Source organism: Bradyrhizobium guangxiense, assembly GCF_004114915.1.
Lineage (GTDB): Bacteria > Pseudomonadota > Alphaproteobacteria > Rhizobiales > Xanthobacteraceae > Bradyrhizobium > Bradyrhizobium guangxiense.
Genome location: NZ_CP022219.1, coordinates 6,061,508 through 6,081,450, shown reverse-complemented (window position 1 = coordinate 6,081,450; position 19,943 = coordinate 6,061,508). Strand labels below are relative to the sequence as shown.

The following is a 19,943-nucleotide window of genomic DNA, read 5'->3' as shown; positions in this document are numbered from 1 at the left end:
CGATGGATGCCGCGACGATACCCGACGTCATCCTGAAACTCTCCAACATCGAGAGCTATTACGGGCCGATCATGGCGATCCGCGGCATCTCGCTGGAAGTGCCGCGCGGCCGCATCGTCACGCTGCTCGGGGCCAACGGCGCCGGCAAGACCACGGTGCTGAAGACCATCTCCGGCATTCTCGATCCGCAGAAGGGCTCGATCGAATTCCTGGGCAGGCCGATCCAGCGCATGGAGGCCGACCGGATCGTGCGGCTCGGCCTCAGCCATGTGCCGGAGGGGCGCGAGGTGTTCCCATTCCTCTCGGTGCGCGAGAACCTGATGATGGGCGCCTATCCGCGCAAGGACCGCGACGGCGTGGCGGAGGATCTCGAGCGGGTCTACGGCTATTTTCCCCGCCTGAAGGAACGGATCAACCAGCCGGCCGGCCAGCTCTCCGGCGGCGAGCAGCAGATGCTCGCGATCGGCCGCGCCCTGATGAACCGGCCGACGCTGCTCCTGCTCGACGAGCCCTCGCTCGGCCTGTCGCCACTGCTGGTGAAGGAGATCTTCACCATCATCCGCCGCGTCAACGAGGAGCAGGGCATGTCGATCCTGCTGGTCGAGCAGAACGCCAAGGTGGCGCTGGAGACGGCGCATTACGGCTATGTGCTGGAGATCGGCCGTATCGTGATGAACGACAGCTGCGACCGCTTGATGCATTCCCAGGACATCCAGGAGTTCTACCTTGGCGCCAAGGAAGCGGGCGCGCGCGGCGAGCGGCGCTGGAAAAAGAAGAAGACGTGGCGGTGAGGACAAGCTGGCAGTAAGATGAGATTGCCCATCCGCAAGCAAAGACCGCCGGCAAGGCAGGCAGCGGAGGGGACGCGACAAGGAGGAGAGGCGCATGGTCCGCCCTGCGGTGCTGACGGTCGCTGATACGATCGCAAAGAGCTTTTTGCGCGCCGCCGAGACGCGGGGCGACCGGCCGGCGATCCGCGAGAAGAAATTCGGCATCTGGCAGCCGACGAGCTGGCGCGAGTGGCTGGAGATCTCCAAGGAAGTTGCCTACGCGCTTCACGCGGTCGGCTTCAGGCCCGGCGACGTCGCCTCCATCGTCGCCAACGCCGTCCCGGAATGGGTTTATGCCGACATGGGCGTCCTGTGCGCCGGCGGCGTCTCCTCGGGCATCTATCCGACCGACGCATCGTCCCAGGTCGAATATCTCGTCAACGATTCTGGAACGAAGGTCATCTTCGCCGAGGACGAGGAGCAGCTCGACAAGATCCTCGCCTGCCGCGCCCGCTGCGCGAGCCTGCGGAAGATCATCGTGTTCGACATGGAGGGCCTCAGCGGCTTCTCCGACGACATGGTGATGTCGCTCGACGAGTTTCGCGCGCTCGGCCGCAATCACATGGTCGGCCGCGAGGCGCTGTGGCCGGAGATGATTGACAGCCGCAGCGCCGGCGATCTCGCCATCCTCGTCTATACGTCCGGCACGACCGGCCCGCCCAAGGGCGCCATGCACGCCAACCGCAGCGTCACCCACCAGATGCGGCACGCCAACGACTTCATCCCGGCGCGGGAGCACGAGGACCGCCTGATCTTCTTGCCGCTCTGCCACGTCGCCGAGCGCGTCGGCGGCTATTACATCTCGGTCGCGCTCGGCTCGGTGATGAACTTCGCCGAGAGCCCGGAGACGGTGCCGGACAATCTGCGCGAGGTGCAGCCGACGGTTTTCCTCGCGGTGCCGCGCATCTGGGAAAAATTCTACTCCGCCATCACCATCGCGCTCAAGGACGCGACGCCGCTGCAGCAATGGGTCTATCGCCGCGCCATCGAGATCGGCTACCGCATGGTCGATTGTCGGCTCGAGGGCAGGGCGCCGCCGCTGTCGTTGCGGATGGCCAATGCCATCGCCTACCGGGCCGCGTTCCGCAACATCCGCCGCATGATTGGGCTCGACCGCTGCCGCATCGCCTTCACCGGCGCGGCGCCGATCGCACCAGAGCTGATCCGCTGGTTTCTCGCGCTCGGCATCGATATGCACGAGCTCTACGGCCAGACCGAAAATTGCGGTGTCGCCACCATGATGCCGGCGGAACGGATCAAGCTCGGCTCGGTCGGCACCGCGGTGCCCTGGGGCGAGGTCATGCTGTCGCCCGACGGCGAGATCCTGATCAGGGGTGATTTCTTGTTCATGGGCTACCTCAACCAGCCGGAGAAGACCGCGGAGACGATCGATTCCCGCGGCTGGCTGCACACCGGCGACGTCGGCACCATCGACAACGAGGGCTTCGTCCGGATCACCGACCGGATGAAAGACATCATCATCACCTCCGGCGGCAAGAACATCACGCCGTCCGAGATCGAGAACCAGCTGAAATTCTCGCCCTATATCTCCGATGCCGTCGTGATCGGCGACAAGCGGCCGTATCTGACCTGCCTCATCATGATCGATCAGGAGAACGTCGAGAAATTCGCCCAGGATCACGACATTCCCTTCACCAATTATGCGAGCCTGTGCCGGGCAGTGGAGATCCAGGACCTGATCGGTCGCGAGATCGAGCAGGTCAATGGCAATTTTGCCCGCGTCGAGACCGTCAAGAAGTTCCACCTGATCGAGCGCCAGCTCACGCCGGAGGACGAGGAGCTGACGCCCACCATGAAGCTGAAGCGCGGCTTCGTGAACAAGCGCTACGCGGCCGAGATCGAAGCCATGTATCGCCAGCGCGCCGTGGCATGAGGTGCACAATATTTGAGAAGCGAGGGAGCGATGGCCCCCGCCCTTCGCGTAATACGGGCCTTTAGGAGAGGAGACGTCAATGTCGAAATCGTTCAGCGCATTCGGCCTTGCTGTGGGGGCCGTGGTGCTCACCTGCCTGCCGGCCGCAGCACAAACCAAGGTCACCAACGAGGGCATCTCGGCAAGCGAGATCGTCATCGGGACTCACCAGGATCTGTCGGGCCCGATCAAGGGTTGGGGCGTCCCAGTCTCCAACGGCATGAAGATGGCGGTCGAGGAGATCAACGCGGCCGGCGGCGTCAACGGCCGCAAGATCCGCCTGGTAATCGAGGACAGCGGCTATGATCCGAAGAAGGCCGTGCTGGCGTCGCAGAAGCTGATCGAGCGCGACAAGATCTTCGCCATGGTCGGAGCGATGGGATCGCCGACCGTGCTCGCCGCGCAGGACATCTTGCTCGACGCCGGCGTGCTGCAGCTGTTTCCGCTGACGGCGGCCGAGTTCACCTTCAAGTTCGATCCGGCCAAGCCGCAGGAGCGGCTCAAGTTCAACAACCTGCTGCCCTATGTCGAGAGCACGCGGGCGGCGCTGAAATACATGATGGAGTGGAAGAGCTTCAAGAAGCCCTGCATCATGCATCAGGACGACGAGTACGGAAAGAACGTGCTCGACGGCTTCAACCAGCAGCTCACGGCCATGAAGGTGCAGCCGGCCTCGATCACGAGCTATAAGCGAGGCGCCTCCGACTTCAGCGCGCAGGTCGCCAAGATGAAGTCCGACGGCTGCGACCTCGTCGTGCTCGGCGCTGTGCTGCGTGAGCCCATCGGCGCCATGACCGAGGCCAAGAAGCTCGGCTGGGACGTCACCTTCCTCGGCGCCACGCCCACCAATGTGATGGAAGTGCCGATGCTTGGCAAGGAGGCCGTCGAAGGCCTCTACGCCGCGAGCGGCTTCGAGATCCCCTATGAGGACACCGCGAAAGGCAAGGTCAAGGACTGGCTCGTCAACTACAAGAAGATGTTCGGCACCGACGCCAATACGCAGGCGATCATCGGCTACAATGCGATGATGACCTTCGCCTTCTACGCACAGAAGGCCGGCAAGGATCTTACGGGTCAGAAGATGCTGGACGCGCTGGAGTCGGGCGACAAGTTCCTCGACATCTTCAACTCGCCGCCGACGAAGTTCTCTAAGACCGACCACCTCGCCAACACCATCACCCAAGTGCAGCAGGTCAAGGGCGGTCGCTGGGTGCTGGTGAAGGACAATCTGATGTTCTGATCCCTCTTCGCCTCTCCCCGCTCGCGGGGAGAGGCCGGAATTTGCGGAAGCAAATTCCGGGTGAGGGTCACCCTCCGCGAGCCCGTCGCTCCGTCTTTGCGGAAGCAGCCCCTCGCCCCGGCCCTTTCAGCGCGAGCGAAGCTCGTCGCGCCGCCGTAAGAACGGGCAGAGGGAGAGGACACCTACGATCCCCCGCTCGCGGTGCCCGAATTCACCGGCGCCAGCTCGTCCTCCCGGCAGCGCCAGCCGTCGGCGGCTTTCACGAAAGCAAACGTGCGCTGGATTCGCAGTCGGCGCGTCACGTTGAAGGCTTCACCCGCGCGCTCCTTGTTGGCGGCGCCTGGCTGCGGACGGCCCGTCCTGGCGTCCCAGCAGGTGCCGGTGCAGCTTGAGGCGACCTTGCTGCACATGGTGAAAGGCGCCAGCACGGCCATCTCGATCTCGCCCGTGACCTGCGCCTCCTGCTCGGTCACCTGGCTGTCGAGCGCGTAGACGCGGTTGATGCGCAGGAAGTTGCCGCAGGAATTGGCCGCATGGATTCTCGCGGCGCAGAAATCGACGGCGTCGGTGTCGGGGATGCGGGCCGCGACCTGCCGGCCGAAAACCTTCTTGGGATCCCCCTTCGCCGCGCGGATCTCGTCGGCCTTGCGCTTCAAATGCTCGGCGAGGCAGTCCTCCGCGAATTCGAGCTCCTGCAGCGGCACGTTCTCCTTGCCCACGAGATTGCACTTGCGGTCACGCTCTCGGGTCCACCTCCCATATTCGGCGAAGGCAAAGCGCGCCGCGATCGGGTCCAGCTTGCCGATCAGGCCGAGCACCTGGCCATTCAGCTCCGTTTCGGCCAGCGCCAGCGACGGGTCCGCACAGATCAGCGCGCCCGCTGCGGTGTTGGCTGCCAGACAGTCGAAGTCGGGATCGCGCACGATTGCGGTGCGCTCCTCGGTCACCTTGAGCAGGCACGCTTTCACCCGGTCGAACTCGTCGGGGCGGATCGCGGTCTGCCCGACGATGCCGCAGCCGAGATTGCGCTGACGGACCCAGATCGCATTCTCCTCGATGGCCGGCAGGCGGTCCGGCAGGCGGGCGAGCCGCGCCTCGATCGCTGTGTTCAGCTTCTCGGCGGCGGCGGCGAGCGTGGCATCACCGCAGAACAATTGATTGCCGGGGTCGGGAATCCGCTGGCAGTTGTTCTTGGCAAACAGCGGCAGCCGGGCCGCGATGGAGGCTGGCTCGGATTGCGAAAAGCCCGGTGTTGCCGGCAACGCCAGCAGCGTAAGCACAGACAGCACGATGAATCGCATTCCCGTCGCCCCCGCATGGAAGGCGCCATGCTAAAGCATGATCCGGAAAAGCGCGAAGCGGTTTTCCGGAATGATCATGCGCAAACAACAACCTCAAGCGCGATGACGATTCATCTAGATCTCATCGCGCTTTAGCCGCCCGGAACGCATGGTGGAATGGGGTTGCGGCGGGTGTGACATCGGCAGGTCGGATCGAGCGCAGCGCAATCCGGGGCCGGTCTGAGTGCAGGGTTAAGTGGGAGGCCCGGATTTCGCTGCGCTCCATCCGGGCTGCAAGCAATCAACGCGCCTCTGCAGCCATCGAGAAACGCGCGGGTTCGTCGACATACTTCATCACCGCCGACTGGTAGAGCGCGAACAGCGGCTGGTAGCTCCGCGCGGCGTCGTCCTCGATCATCGCCATGCGGCGGTTGTCGAGCATCAGCCAATGGCCGTCGAGCCGTGCGGCGGCAACCGCATGCTCTTCGCCGGCCCTGACGTCGCGTACCACCACGATGCGGAGGTCCTCGGCGGCAATTCCCGCCAGCCGCAACGCGGCCAGCTTGGCAATGGCGTAGTCCTCGCAATCGCCGGCGCCGCTCGCGAAGGTCGCAAGCGGCGAGCTCCAGACGTCGTCGGTGCCGTCATTGGCGGCCCGGATGGCAAGGTTGATAGCGCGGTTGGTCTCGCCGAGCCGCGCGCGGCCTTCGCGGGCGCGAGCCTGGTCGACGATGGCGAGCAGCCTCAAGGCCGCAGGCGAAGCGCAATTGTCTCGGTCGCCGTCGCACAGAGCAAGCTGCACCATGTCGTCGTCGAGCCGCTCCTTCAGTGCCAGCCACTTCTGCCGCAGGCCACCGGACGAGATGGCGAAGGCGAACACGCCGAACGGCTCGGCAGATCTGCGCACGAGAACGCCTGCTCCCGGCGACAGCAGCGTGCCGGCGCGAAGCTCGGCGGCCGATCCGAGCAGGACCAATCCGCACAGGACAAGGATTGCGCGCCAAGCGCGCGAGCGAGCAGCGGTCTCCATCTGACATCCCTTTCCCGGGCTTCGTCAGGTCCCCCTCGACCTCGACGTGCCGGGCTTTGTTGCTTTCGTGGAGATAGTGCGAGACAGCCCGTATTGTTCTGCTTAACGCGCCCGGCAGGGCTTCCCAAATCCGGGAACAGGCTGAAACGGCGCTGCCCAAATTGCGTAAAATTTTACGGGCCAGGAGCTGTTCTGCCGTGAAATGGAGCCAAGTGCAGGCACAAGTTGTGGGGGTGCCGAATCCTGGACGTATGGCTAACGACCCCCATTTCATGGGGGTTCTGTTAGTTAGGTCACAGATTTAACTCCGTATTTGCCGCAGGATATTGCGGGGTCTCACCTAAAATAGATGCCGCAAGTATCCGTTTCATGGCTATACGCCAGGTTACTTTGGATGACTGGAAATGCATGAAACTAAGCCAGATTCAACTTCCGAATATCTACGATATTACTTTGGTTTCCCCGGAAAAGCCCTGCTCGTTCGGAGCTCCTGCCGCCAAGTGACGCGAAATCACACAAGCATTAGATGGTTTCGCTAAGGACTTGGTAATGCTATGCAAGCTTAGGCAGTCCATACTTACTTAAATTTTAACCCTTTTTACGGTGCCCGGTTGAATTACGCTGGCCAATTTGACGGCGCGATTGCTTTGGACGGCCTGGGTTCCCGCTCGCCCGCTGTTCCCCACGTCGAGTCGTTTACGGCGAAGGCGCATGGTCACGTCCCTGACGGCGCGTTCGTGGTTCCCGACCCCAGCCTGATCTTCAACGGCGAGTTCAAGCGCACAGGCCTCGATCTCGTGCTTTCGCACGAGGGCCACGAGTTCGTCGTTCACGATTATTTTCGGGGCGACAAGCGCGCGGCGCTCGCCTCGCCCGACGGCGCCCACCTCACCGGCGACGTCGTCGACGCGCTCACGGGCCATGTCCAGCTTGCGCAGGCCGCGCCCGGCGCTGCCGCGGCTCAGGTCATCGGCCACGTCACCAAGCTCGTGGGCAGCGCGACCGCGATCCGCAACGGCGTCTCGGTCATCCTGAACAACGGTGACAACGTCGAGAAGGGCGACGTGGTCTCGACCGGCGCCGATTCGACGCTCGGCATCACCTTCATCGACGGCACTGTGTTCGGCCTGTCCTCCAATGCGCGGATGGTGCTGAACGAGATGGTCTACGACCCCAACGGGTCGAGCAATTCCTCGCTGCTGAGCCTCGTCGCCGGCACCATCACCTTTGTCGCCGGCGAGACCGCCAAGCACGGCGACATGAAGATCGACACGCCGGTCGCCACCATGGGCATCCGCGGCACCGCGGTGCTCACCCAGATCAACTTCGTCGTTCCAGCCGGCGGCGGCGATCCGCAGCCGCAGGCGAGCTTCCAGGTGCTGGTCGAGCCGAACGGCACCACCGGCTCCTACATTCTGTTCGACAAAGTCACGCTGCTGCCGATCGCGACGGTCAACCAGGCCGGCCAGATGATCCAGATCAGCGGCGGCAACGTCTCGATTTCCAATGCGCTGATGTCGCCGGACGTGCAGAAGCTGATCACGGACGTGTTCACGCTGAAGTTCACCGACAACAACACCAACACCAAGCTGACCACGAACTTCACCGATACGCTCACGCCGATGAGTCAGGATCTGGTGTTCAAGTCGGGATCCGGTGCGGTCGCGGTCGCAACGTTCGTCAACCTCAATCCGCAGACATCGGACAAGACCAGCACGTCCACGCCGCCCATCGTGCGCATTCCCGGCCAGCCGATTGTGCAGAGCTTCGATGCCAGCGGCAACGTGAAGACGGCGTTCGCGTTGACCGAGCGTGCCGACACGACCGGCGATACGCATAGCGATACGATTTCCGGCCTGATCAGATTCGTCGATCAAAACCTTGGTGACCTGCCGACGGTGAGCATCAGCCTCGCCGAAGCGCCGAACTACGTCTACAAGGATGCCGGCCAGCACGACGTCACCGCTTCGCTTTCGGCGCTCCAGAAGCAGGATATCGCAGCGACCCAGATCCAGATCAGCGTCGTCCCCGACGCCGCCAACGCCAACAACGGCTCGGCGGGCTGGACCTACACGATTCCGGACAACGTGTTCGACTTCCTCGCGGCCGGCGAAACCCTGACGCTGACCTACATGGTCCGCGTCGATACCAATTTCGTCGTGAACCCCGAGTCCAAGGTCATCCCGATCACCATCACGATCACGGGCACGAACGACAAGCCCACCGTCGCGACGTCGGGCGGAACCGTCATCGAAAAGATCGGGACCGGCAACGAGGCGCTCGACACCATCACGGGCACGGTGACCTTCACCGACGTCGACCTGACGGACCGGCCGATCGTGAGCGCCGCGCTCTCGTCCAGCCAGCCGTTCAAATATCTCGATGCCCAAGGCAACGACATCACAGCGACGCTGACACCGCAGCAGCTCGCCGCGATCGCCGCCGTCGAGGTGCCGCTGACGGTGGTGCAGGGCGCGGGCAACGGCAATAACGGCTCCGCCACCCGGACCTATAGCGCGCCCGATCATCTGTTCGATTTCCTCGCCGAAGGGGAGAAGCTGATCCTCAATTACGTGGTGCAGGTCGACGACGGGCACGGCGGTATCGTCAGCACGTCGATCACCGTGTCCATCAACGGTGCGGACGTCAATGTCGAGGGCACCAACGACTTGCCGACGATCGTCGGGGACGACACCATTCCGGCAGGTGCGGTGACCGAGGATACGGCGGCCACGCTCACGGCCGGCGGCACCATTACGTTCAACGACCCCGATCTCACGGATACGCACACCGCGGGTTTCGTGCTGAAATCGACGACTTCGAGCGTGCATCTGCCCGGCTTCAGCGACGGCATCTCGCATATCGGCACGTTCGCGCTCCAACCGGTGATCGAAAGCCCGGGAGTGAGCTCCCGCGGGTCGGTCGGCTGGACCTTTACGATCGACGACAACGATCCGGTGCTGCAGTCGCTGGCCCAGGACCAGACCATCACGCAGGTTTACACCGTCACGATCGACGATCATCACGGTGGGACGGTCACCCAGGACGTCACGGTCACCATCACCGGCACCAACGATGCGCCGACTATCACGAGCGATGCCGCGGCGGCCAAGGGAACAGTGACCGAGGATAGCGGCGCGACGCTGACGGCCGGCGGCACGCTCGCAATTCAGGACCTCGACCTGATCGACACGCACACGGCGCAGGTCGCGTTCAAGTCGTCGACCTCGAGCGTACATCTGCCGGGCTTCGTCGACAACACCACGAAGATCGGCACCTTCACGATCGATCCGTCCGTGAGCGAATCCAGCAGCGACACCGACAACGGTGCGACGCTGGGCTGGCACTTCAGTCTCGCCGACAGCGATCCGGTGTTGCAGTCGCTGGCCGACGGCCAGACCATCACCCAGGTCTATACGGTTACGTTCACCGACAACCACGGCGCAACGGTCTCGCAGGATGTCACGGTCACGATCAAAGGGACCAATGACACGCCGACCATCACCAGCGGTGCTGCGGCCGCGGCCGGAGCCGTGACCGAGGACACTGGCCTCACCCTGGCGATCGGCGGCACGCTGGCGATCCAGGATCTCGACCTGATCGACACCCACACCGCACAGGCGGTGTTCAAGTCGGCGACCTCGAGCGCGCCTCTGCCGGGCTTCGGCGGCAACGCGCCGCTCGGGAGCTTCACGATCGATCCATCTGTGCTCGAATCCAGCACCGACACCAACAACCATGCGACACTGGGCTGGCACTTCAGCCTCGCCAACAGCAATCCGGTGTTGCAGTCGCTGGCCGACGGCCAGACCATCACCCAGGTCTACACCGTCACGTTCACCGACAATCACGGCGCGCACGTCTCGCAGGACGTGACCGTCACGATCAAGGGTGCCAACGACGCGCCGACGATCACCAGCAGCGCCGCGGATGCCGACGGAGCCGTGACCGAGGACGCCGGCGCAAGTTTGTCGACCGGCGGCACGTTGGCGATCCAGGATCTCGACCTGATCGACACCCATACCGCGCAGGCGGTGTTCAAGTCGGCGATCTCGAGCGCACCTCTGCCGGGCTTTGGCGGCAACGCGCCGCTCGGGACCTTCACGATCGATCCATCGGTGCTCGAATCCAGCACCGACACCAATAACGGTGCGACACTGGGCTGGCACTTCAGCCTCGCCAATAGCGATCCGGTGTTGCAGTCGCTGGCCGACGGCCAGACCATCACCCAGGTCTACACCGTCACGTTCACCGACAATCACGGCGCGCACGTCTCGCAGGACGTCACCGTCACGATCAAGGGGGCCAACGACGCGCCGACGATCACCAGCGGCATTGCCGCCGCTGCCGGGGCGGTGACCGAGGATGCAGGCGCGACGCTGTCGATTGACGGCACGCTGGCGATCCAAGATCTCGACCTGATCGACACCCATACCGCGCAGGCGGTGTTCAAGTCGGCCACCTCGAGCGCGCCTCTGCCGGGCTTTGGCGGCAACGCGCCGCTCGGGGCCTTCACGATCGATCCGTCGGTGCTCGAATCCAATGCCGACACCAATAACGGTGCGACGCTCGGCTGGCACTTCAGCCTCGACAACAGCAATCCGGTGTTGCAGTCGCTGGCTTACGGCCAGACCATTACCCAGGTCTACACCGTCACGTTCAGCGACAATCACGGCGCGCAAGTCTCGCAGGACGTGACCGTCACGATCAACGGTGCCAACGACGCGCCGACGCTCGCCGATCTCCACATCGGTCCGCTCTCCGATACCGCTGCTTGCGACACCTTCTCCGATCTCACCGGAACACTGGCGGGCCACGACGCCGATACCGGCGAGACGGCGACGCTGACCTATGCCGTCCTCGATGCGGCTCACAATTCGGCGACGACGGTCGGGGGATTGTACGGGACGCTGACGGTCAATCCCGACGGCAGCTACAGCTACGTTCCCAACGCCGCAGCGATCAACGCGCTGGCGGAAGGATCCTATGCGGATGTTTTTACCGTCCAGACCACGGACGCGCATGGCGCGACCGGTACGGCAACGCTTACGGTGGACGTGACGGGTGCGGACGAGGCGAACGCCGCTCCAGTGATCGACGTCGATCAGATCAGCGTTACGCAAGAGGGCGTCCAGGTCTTCGTTCACGGCATCACGGTCACAGACGCCGACGCTGCTGCCAATGAAACCTTCGCACTCACAGCGGCGGCGGATTCGGGCACATATGTGGAGCCTGCACCGACGTCAGATACCCTGGCGAGCATCAATTCAGCGCTCCAGGGGCTGACCTATACGGAGCCGAGCGAGGGCGGGCCTGCGACGGATAAGCTGGCGATCACTGTGACGGACAGCCACGGCGCAAGCGATACGGTCAACCTGATCTTCAACCTGACCGAACAAGGCCCGGTCACCCTCGCCAGCACGGACGGCAAGGACGTACTGTTCGGGACGGGCTATCAGGATCAATTCGTGTTTGCGGCCAATTCCAACCGCGACGTGATCCTGGATTTCACGCACAATCAGGACCATATCGATTTGTCGGCCGTCGTGACCACCGCCAGCGTGTCCGACTGGATGGCCCAGCATGTGACCGCATCGGGATCAGACACTCTGATCACGCTTGACGCGGCAAACACCATCCTTGTGAAGGGCGTCAGCCTTCAGGCAAGCGATTTCATCGTGCATTCCTGACGGGCTTGGGCGAGGTCGATCGTCTGCGTAGACGGTCGGAGCTGCCGCCCGCCGTCAAAGCGTGATATTCAACCAGCCATGAAACGTCTCAAGATCCTGCGGCGGTGGTTTGCGCGGAAGTTCGGCTTCGCGCGGCTGACGTGCCTTGCGTTGCTGGTCCTGTTCGCCGGCGCGCGGCTGTGGGCCCCGCCGCCGATCCAGGAATTGCGGCTGCGCACCTTCGACATGTTCCAGCTGATCGACCCGCGCCACAAGGCGGCGCGGCCGGTCGTCATCGTCGACATCGACGACAAGAGCCTGACGAGGCTCGGCCAATGGCCGTGGCCGCGGACGCGGATCGCCGATTTGATCCAGAGCCTGACAAATAATGGCGCGGTTGCGATCGGCTTCGACGTGGTCTTCTCCGAACCCGACCGGCTCAACCCGGATCAGGTTGCGAGCCAGATGCGCTACCTGGATGACGCCACCCGGGCCAAGCTGCGCGATCTGCCGAGCAACGATCAGATCCTCGCCGAGGCGATCAAGCGCTCCCGCGTGGTGCTGGGCGAGACGGGTCTGCCCGAGGTCCTGACCGAACTCGACAAGTCGCTTCCGTTCACGGGCGTGGCAACGATCGGCGAGGATGGCGCCGAACGCTTCCTGTTCGAATTTCCCGGCCTGTTGCGCAATGTGCCCGTCATCGAGAAGGTCGCGGCCGGTCGCGGCCTGTTCTCGATCAAGACCGAGCGCGACGGCCTGATCCGCCGCGTCCCTCTGATCATGCGCGCCCAAGGCAACATCATGGCCTCGCTCAGCCTCGAGATCCTGCGGGTCATTACCGGCACGCCAACCCTGCTGGTCCGCACGGACAAGGCCGGCATCAAGTCGATTCGCCTCAAGGGTTTGGAAATTCCGACCGACAAGAACGGCCAGCTCTGGATCCACTACGCCCGTCGAGATCCTTCGATTTATGTCTCGGCAGCCGACGTCCTCGACAACAGCGTGCCGCCGAACAAGATCGCCGGCAAGCTGGTGCTGGTCGGCACCTCCGCCGGTGGGTTGAACGACATTAAGACCACGCCGGTGTCCTCGACCATGCCCGGTGTCGAGATCCACGCCCAGGTGCTGGAGAGCGTGCTGAGCGGCGCGGTGGTTTCCCAGCCGAACAATGCAATCGTCACCGAGCTGCTCGCAGCACTCGTGATCGGCCTGTTGGTCATCGTCTTCACGCCGAATCTCGGGCCCGTGCGCCTCGTGCTTGCGGGCGCGATGTTCGCCGCCATTCTGGTCGGCGTGTCCTGGTTCTTCTATGCGCAGCACCGCTACCTCATCGATTTCACCTATCCGCTGCTGTCGACCACCGCGATCTATCTGACCCTGATCTTCGCCAGCTTCGTGCGCGAGCAGCGCCAGCGCGTGCAGATCCGCGGGCAGTTCGCGCAATACATGTCGCCGGTGCTGGTCGAGCAGCTCGTGCAATCGCCGGAGAAGCTCGTGCTCGGCGGCGAGGAGCGCGAGATGACGATCATGTTCTCCGACGTGCGCGGCTTTACCACGATCTCGGAGAGCTACAAGCACGACCCGCAAGGGCTGATCGCGCTGATGAACCGTTTCCTGACGCCGCTGACGGACGTGATCATCGAGCGCAAGGGCTACATTGACAAGTACATGGGCGACGCCATCATGGCGTTCTGGAACGCCCCGCTCGACGACGCCGAGCACGAGGTCAACGCCTGCGAGGCCGCGATCCAGATGCTCGAGAAGATCGATTTGGTGAACAAGGAGCGCGAGCAGGACGCGGCCGAGGGCGGCCACGTCTACATCCCGCTCAACGTCGGTATCGGGCTCAACACCGGTATCGGCGTGGTCGGCAACATGGGCTCCGACCTGAAGAAGAATTATTCGGTGCTCGGCGACAGCGTCAACCTGGCTTCACGCCTGGAAGGGCAGACCAAGGAATACGGTTTCCCGATCATCGTCGGCTCCCGGACGGCGCTCGCCGCCAAGGACAGGTTCGCGATCCTCGAGCTCGACTTCATCATGGTCAAGGGTAAGACCGAGCCGGAGGTGATCTACGCCATCGCCGGCCGCGAGGACGTGATGCATTCGGGCGCCTTCCAGCGCCTGCGCAACATCACCATCGAGATGCTCAGCTGCTATCGCAGCCGGGACTGGCAGGGCGCGCTGGATGCCATCGAGCGCGGCCGCCGCAGCGAGGACGCCGACACGCTGGAGAAGCTGTTCAAGCTCTATGAGGCGCGCATTAGGGATTTCCAGCTCAATCCGCCGCCGGAGGGCTGGACCGGAGCCTACGCGCTGCTGACGAAGTAGGCGTGCACCGCTTCCGTAGGGTGAGCAAAGGTGCAAAGCGCCGTGCCCACGTCTGCGCTTCATCGTCGTGACCCGGTGGGCACGCTACGCTTTGCCCACCCTCCGACAGCGGCGCCTGCCGTCCTTCACTCCATCCCGATCGTCGTCAGGTCCTGGAACCAGTGCTGGGCCTGCACGAACTGCTTGATCTTCGGCGACAATGCGTGCGGGTTGGTGTCGTGGACGACCCAGACCAGCGTGGCATCGTCGACGATCAGCGCATGGGCCTGCGCCAGCAGCTCGTCCTGCTTGGCACTGTCGAAGGTCTGCTTGGCCTCGTCGATCAGCGCATCGACCTTCGGGTTCTTGTAGCCGCCCCAGTTGACGCCGACAGGCGCGATCTGGCCGGAATGGAAGAAGCGGACGATGGCGTAGAGCGGGTCGGAGGTGACGTAGGCGATGTTGTTGGCGGTGATGCCGGCATTCATCTCGTCCGCCGCGCCCTTGCGCCAATGCGTATAGAGCGTCTCGAGCTCGACCACCTTGAAGTCGATGTCGATGCCGATCTCCTTGAAGCTCTGCTGCAGGAATTCATTCATCGGCAGCGACAGCATCTGGCCGGTGCCGCCCTGCGCGATGATGAAGGTGGCCTTCAGCGGCTTGGTCTTGGAGTAGCCGGCCTCCTCGACCAGCTTCTTGGCGGCGGCGAGATCATATTTCAGCTCGAAGCTCGGCTTGCCGAACCACGGGCTCGACGGATCGACCTGGCCCTTGGCTGGTTTGGCGAGGCCGTTCATCAAGCCGACCACGGCGTCGCGATCGATCGCGAGGTTCAGCGCCTTGCGCAGGCGGATGTCGGTCCAGGGCGAGCCCGGCAGCACGCTGAGATGATAATTCCAGACATGCGGCGTGACGTTGTCGACGAGCTTCATGCCGGCGGCTTTCAGCTGCGGCACGGCATCCGGCGCCGGCGTCTCGATCAGGTCGACCTGGCCCGCGAGCAGCGCATTGGTGCGTGTCAGCGCCTCCGGCATCGGCACCAGCACGATCTTGTCGGCCTTGGGAATGCGTTTCTTATTCCAGTAGTCCGGGTTCTTCGTGAGCTCGGCGAGCTCGCGCGGCACCAGCTTTGTCAGCTTGAACGGGCCCGTGCCGGAGGGCTGGCTTGCGAACTTGTCCCAATCCTTGCCGAGCTTGTCATACTGCGCGGGGCTCGACACCAGGAACCACAGCATCTGATAGGGAAAGAACGAGTCGACCGTCTTGGTGGTGATCTCCACCGTGAAGTCGTCGATCTTGGTGTAGCTCGCGACGGAGGGCAGGCGGGTCTTCACCTGCGCGCTCTGACGCTTGTCGAACTGCGGCGCCTTGTCGTTGAGCACCTTGTCCAGATTCCAGATCACCGCGTCGGCGTTGAATTCGCTGCCATCGTGAAATTTGACGCCCTTGCGAAGTGTGAAGCGCCATTTGGTCTTGTCGGCGTCATCCACCTTCCACTCGGTCGCGAGGCCCGGCACCAGCTTGCCGGGCCGGTCGGCGACGTCCATCTCCCAGGCCACCAGGGGGTCGTAGATCGTATAGGCCGTGAACTGATAGGCGCCGGCGCCGCGATCGGGTTGCCCCGTGGTCAGCGGGATATCCGCCATCGAGATGCCGTAGCGCACCACGGTTTCAGCACGCGCCGAGATTGCGGACGACGCCAGCGCAAGCACGGCGAGACAAATCGATAGACGAATACGCATGGTCCAAAGCTCCCAGGGGATTTCGGGATCAAACCTGCAATCTTGATGCCAGAATAGGCAGAGCTGCCCCTTCACCTTGCCGCGATCACAAGGACTTGTCGCCGCAGGGGCAATTTGCAGAAAAAGTTTCTCCTTGGCATAGCCATTGCATACGATTGCATCAAAATTAATCATCGAAAGCCGAAGAAGGATCGAGGCGATGCTTATCAAGAACAAGAAGACACGGGCGGCGCTGATCGCGCTCTTGGCGCTCGGCACTGCGGCGGCATGGCCGCGCGTGGCAGCTGCGGAAACGGTGCTGCGCATCGGCATGACCGCTGCCGATATTCCGCGCACGTTGGGCCAGCCTGATCAGGGTTTTGAAGGCAACCGCTTCACCGGCCTCACCATGTACGACGCGCTGACCGGCTGGGATCTATCCTCCGCCGACAAGGCGAGCACGGTAATCCCCGGCCTTGCCACCGAGTGGAAGGTCGACGATGCCGACAAGACCAAATGGGTCTTCAAGCTGCGCCCCGGCGTCACCTTCCATGACGGCTCGCCGTTCAACGCAGATGCCGTGGTGTGGAACGTCGAGAAGGTGCTGAAGCAGGATGCGCCGCAATTCGATGCCAGCCAGGTCGGCGTCACGGCGTCGCGCATGCCGACGCTGGCGTCGGCGAAGAAGATCGACGACATGACGGTCGAGCTCACCACCAAGGAGCCTGACAGCTTCCTGCCGATCAACCTCACCAATCTGTTCATGGCGAGCCCGGCGAAGTGGCAGCACTTCTATGACAAGGCGGAAGGCGCTGATGCCAAGGCGAAGTCGCAAGCCGCCTGGACCGCGTTCGCCAAGGACGCCGCGGGCACCGGCCCGTGGAAGATGGCGAGCTTCACCCCGCGCGAGCGGCTCGAGCTGGTCAAGAACGCGAACTATTGGGACAAGGCGCGCGTGCCCAAGATCGACAAGATGGTGCTGCTGCCGATGCCGGAAGCGAATGCGCGCACCGCGGCGCTGCTCTCGGGCCAGGTCGATTGGGTCGAGGCGCCGGCGCCGGACGCACTGCCCGAGCTCAAGCAGCGCGGCTTCAAGCTCTACGCCAACGAGCAGCCGCATGTCTGGCCGTGGCAGTTCTCGCGCATCGAGGGCTCGCCCTGGAACGATATCCGCGTGCGCAAGGCCGCCAATCTCTGCGTCGATCGCGAGGGCCTCAAGGACGGTCTGCTCGCAGGGCTGATGGTGCCCGCGACCGGCACCTTCGAGCCCGGCCATCCCTGGCGCGGCAAGCCGACTTTCGAGATCAAGTATGACAAGGTCGCTGCTCAGAAGCTGATGCAGGAGGCCGGCTTTGGTCCGAACAAGAAGCTGGTGGTGAAGACGCAGACCTCGGCCTCCGGCTCCGGTCAGATGCAGCCGCTGGCGATGAACGAATATCTGCAGCAGGCGCTCGCCGAATGCTATTTCGACGTGAAGCTCGATGTCATCGAATGGAATACGCTGTTCACCAACTGGCGTCGCGGCGCCAAGGACCCCAGCGCCAACGGCTCCAATGCGACCAACGTCACCTATGCGGCGATGGACCCGTTCTTCGCGCTGGTGCGCTTCCTGCAGTCGGGCATGGCCCCGCCGGTCTCGAACAATTGGGGTTTCATCAACGATCCCAAGTTCGACGAGCTGGTGAAGAAGGCGCGGCAGACCTTCGATCCCGCCGCGCGTGACGCCGCGCTCGCCGAGCTGCACGCAGCCTCCGTCGACGATGCCGCCTTCCTCTACGTCGCCCACGACGTCGGCCCGCGTGCGATGAGCCCGAAGGTGACCGGCGTCGTGCAGCCGAAGAGCTGGTTCATCGACTTCTCGCCGGTGTCGATCGCGCAGTAGTTTGCGCCGCGTACTCGCTGCACCCTCTCCCCTTGTGGGAGAGGGTGGCTTCGCGTTAGCGAAGCCGGGTCTCTGTCCGCGGAGAGACTCTCGCTCGCTTGAAATGACTGTCACCGCGGATAGAACCCCTCATCCGGCGCTTGCGCGCCACCTTCTCCCACAAGGGGAGAAGGAAGAAAGAAGACCCGTGCTCGCCTATACCGCCAGACGCATCGTCTATGTCGTTCCGATCGTCATCAGCGTCGCGCTGGTGTGTTTCCTGCTCGTGCACATCACGCCGGGCGATCCGCTCGTCGCCGTGCTGCCGGCCGATGCGTCGCAGGAGCTCGCGGCGCAGCTCCGTGCCGCCTACGGCTTCGACCGCCCGCTGCCGGTGCAGTTCGGGCTTTGGTTGCTCCGTGCCCTTCATGGCGACCTCGGCAATTCCATCGCGACGGGACGTCCCGTCCTCGCCGAGGTGATGCGCGCGGTCGGCAACACCGTCACGCTGGCGATCGCCGCCGCCATCATCGGCTTCACCATGGGCATTCTGCTCGGCCTGATCGCCGGCTATTTCCGCGAGACCTGGATCGACAAGGTCGCGACCTCCTTCGCCATCGCCGGCGTGTCCGTGCCGCATTACTGGCTCGGCATGGTGATGGTCATCATCTTCTCGGTGCAGCTGAACTGGCTGCCCGCGGTCGGTGCGGGCCCCAACGGCTCCAACTCCTGGGCCTGGGACTGGGCTCACCTGAAATATCTCGTGCTGCCGGCGATCACGACCTCGGTGATTCCCATGGGCATCGTCACCCGTACCGTGCGTGCGCTCACTGGCGATATCCTCAGTCAGGACTTCGTCGAGGCCTTGCGTGCAAAGGGCCTGCATGAGCGCGGCGTGTTCCGCCACGTCATCAAGAACGCTGCGCCGACCGCGCTCGCGGTGATGGGGCTCCAGCTCGGTTACATGCTGGGCGGCTCGATCCTGATCGAGACCGTGTTCTCCTGGCCGGGCTCGGGCTTCCTGCTCAACTCTGCGATCTTCCAGCGCGACCTGCCGCTGCTGCAGGGCACGATCCTGATCCTGGCGCTGTTCTTCGTCTTCCTCAATCTGCTGGTCGACATCGCCCAAGCCGCGATCGACCCGCGCATCAAGCGGGGCTAGCCGATGAGCGAGCTTCCGTTGTCCGCGACCGCCGATGCCGCGCTGCAGGCCGCGCCCGCGACCAAGGCGCGCGGCTATTGGGCGACCGTCGGCCGCCGCATCACGCGCGACAAGGTCAGCATGGCCTGTGCGCTCGTGCTGATCCTGATCTTCCTCTCCGCGATCCTCGCGCCGTGGCTGGGTCTCGAAGACCCCTATAAGGGCTCGATGATCCGCCGCCTCCGCCACATCGGCACGACAGGTTACCCGCTCGGCACCGACGAGCTCGGCCGCGACATGCTGGCGCGCCTCGTCTATGGCGGGCGGCTGTCGCTGGTCATCGGCATCTTGCCCGTCATCCTTGCCTTCTGCATCGGCACCTCGCTCGGCCTTGTCGCCGGCTATGTCGGCGGCAAGCTCAACACCGCGATCATGCGCACGGTCGACGTGTTCTACGCTTTCCCGTCCGTGCTGCTGGCGATCGCGATCTCCGGTGCGCTCGGCGCCGGCATTCTCAACTCCATCGTGTCGCTCACGGTCGTGTTCGTGCCACAGATTACCCGCGTCGCGGAGAGCGTCACCACGGGCGTGCGCAACATGGACTTCGTCGAGGCCGCGCGTGCCTCGGGCGCCGGGCCCTTCACCATCATGCGCGTGCACATCCTCGGCAACGTGCTCGGCGCGATCTTCGTCTATGCCACCAGCCTGATCTCGGTCTCGATGATCCTCGCCGCCGGTCTCTCCTTCCTCGGTCTCGGCACAAAACCGCCGGAGCCGGAATGGGGCCTGATGCTGAACACGCTCCGCACCGCGATCTACGTCAATCCCTGGGTCGCCGCGCTGCCGGGGGCGATGATCTTCGCGGTCTCGATCTGCTTCAATCTGCTCTCGGACGGCCTGCGCAGCGCCATGGACATCAGGAATTAGG

Annotated in this window: 11 protein-coding genes; 8 read left to right on the top strand and 3 right to left on the bottom strand. The window is 63.8% G+C overall.

The genetic code is table 11. From position 1 onward, the window contains the following. Positions 1-2 precede the first annotated feature (2 nt). From X268_RS29125 to X268_RS29115, 3 genes are all read left to right on the top strand, one after another. The gene (locus X268_RS29125; RefSeq protein ID WP_128928127.1) at positions 3-791 is read left to right on the top strand and encodes an ABC transporter ATP-binding protein; all 789 of its coding nucleotides are present in this window, start codon (positions 3-5) and stop codon (positions 789-791) included. Positions 792-885: 94 nt separating this feature from the next. Then, positions 886-2,724 carry an AMP-dependent synthetase/ligase gene (locus X268_RS29120; RefSeq protein ID WP_128928126.1) on the top strand — a complete coding sequence of 613 codons (1,839 nt, stop codon included), beginning with the start codon at positions 886-888 and terminating at the stop codon, positions 2,722-2,724. Between the two features lie 79 nt (positions 2,725-2,803). Beyond that, on the top strand, positions 2,804-4,003 hold the full coding sequence (locus tag X268_RS29115; protein ID WP_128928125.1) for an ABC transporter substrate-binding protein: 1,200 nt from the start codon (positions 2,804-2,806) through the stop codon (positions 4,001-4,003). Between the two features lie 182 nt (positions 4,004-4,185). Here the strand turns inward: X268_RS29115 and X268_RS29110 are convergent, their stop codons facing one another. Both X268_RS29110 and X268_RS29105 read right to left on the bottom strand, forming a co-directional pair. After that, on the bottom strand, positions 4,186-5,304 hold the full coding sequence (locus X268_RS29110; RefSeq protein ID WP_128928124.1) for a lysozyme inhibitor LprI family protein: 1,119 nt from the start codon (positions 5,302-5,304) through the stop codon (positions 4,186-4,188). A gap of 280 nt (positions 5,305-5,584) precedes the next feature. Further along, positions 5,585-6,313: a transglutaminase-like cysteine peptidase gene (locus X268_RS29105; RefSeq protein ID WP_128928123.1), complete on the bottom strand. Its 729-nt coding sequence runs from the start codon at positions 6,311-6,313 to the stop codon at positions 5,585-5,587. Positions 6,314-7,050: 737 nt separating this feature from the next. Between X268_RS29105 and X268_RS29100 the strand changes: the two genes are divergently transcribed. Next, complete coding sequence (locus X268_RS29100; protein ID WP_245477696.1) at positions 7,051-12,003, top strand: VCBS domain-containing protein; 4,953 nt, start codon at positions 7,051-7,053, stop codon at positions 12,001-12,003. Between the two features lie 78 nt (positions 12,004-12,081). Further along, entirely contained in the window at positions 12,082-14,313 is a 2,232-nt protein-coding gene (locus tag X268_RS29095) for a CHASE2 domain-containing protein (RefSeq protein WP_128928121.1), read from the top strand. A gap of 125 nt (positions 14,314-14,438) precedes the next feature. Here X268_RS29095 and X268_RS29090 read toward each other — a convergent pair whose 3' ends face one another. Continuing rightward, positions 14,439-16,034, bottom strand: coding sequence for an ABC transporter substrate-binding protein (locus tag X268_RS29090; RefSeq protein WP_128928120.1), 1,596 nt, complete (start codon positions 16,032-16,034; stop codon positions 14,439-14,441). A gap of 199 nt (positions 16,035-16,233) precedes the next feature. Here X268_RS29090 and X268_RS29085 point away from each other — a divergent pair, with 199 nt between their 5' ends. From X268_RS29085 to X268_RS29075, 3 genes are all read left to right on the top strand, one after another. Then, complete coding sequence (locus X268_RS29085) at positions 16,234-17,895, top strand: ABC transporter substrate-binding protein (RefSeq protein ID WP_128928119.1); 1,662 nt, start codon at positions 16,234-16,236, stop codon at positions 17,893-17,895. 187 nt (positions 17,896-18,082) lie between these two features. Next, positions 18,083-19,036 carry an ABC transporter permease gene (locus X268_RS29080; RefSeq protein WP_128928118.1) on the top strand — a complete coding sequence of 318 codons (954 nt, stop codon included), beginning with the start codon at positions 18,083-18,085 and terminating at the stop codon, positions 19,034-19,036. A 3-nt stretch (positions 19,037-19,039) separates the two neighbouring features. Beyond that, the gene (locus tag X268_RS29075; RefSeq protein ID WP_128928117.1) at positions 19,040-19,942 is read left to right on the top strand and encodes an ABC transporter permease; all 903 of its coding nucleotides are present in this window, start codon (positions 19,040-19,042) and stop codon (positions 19,940-19,942) included. Position 19,943: the final 1 nt, after the last annotated feature.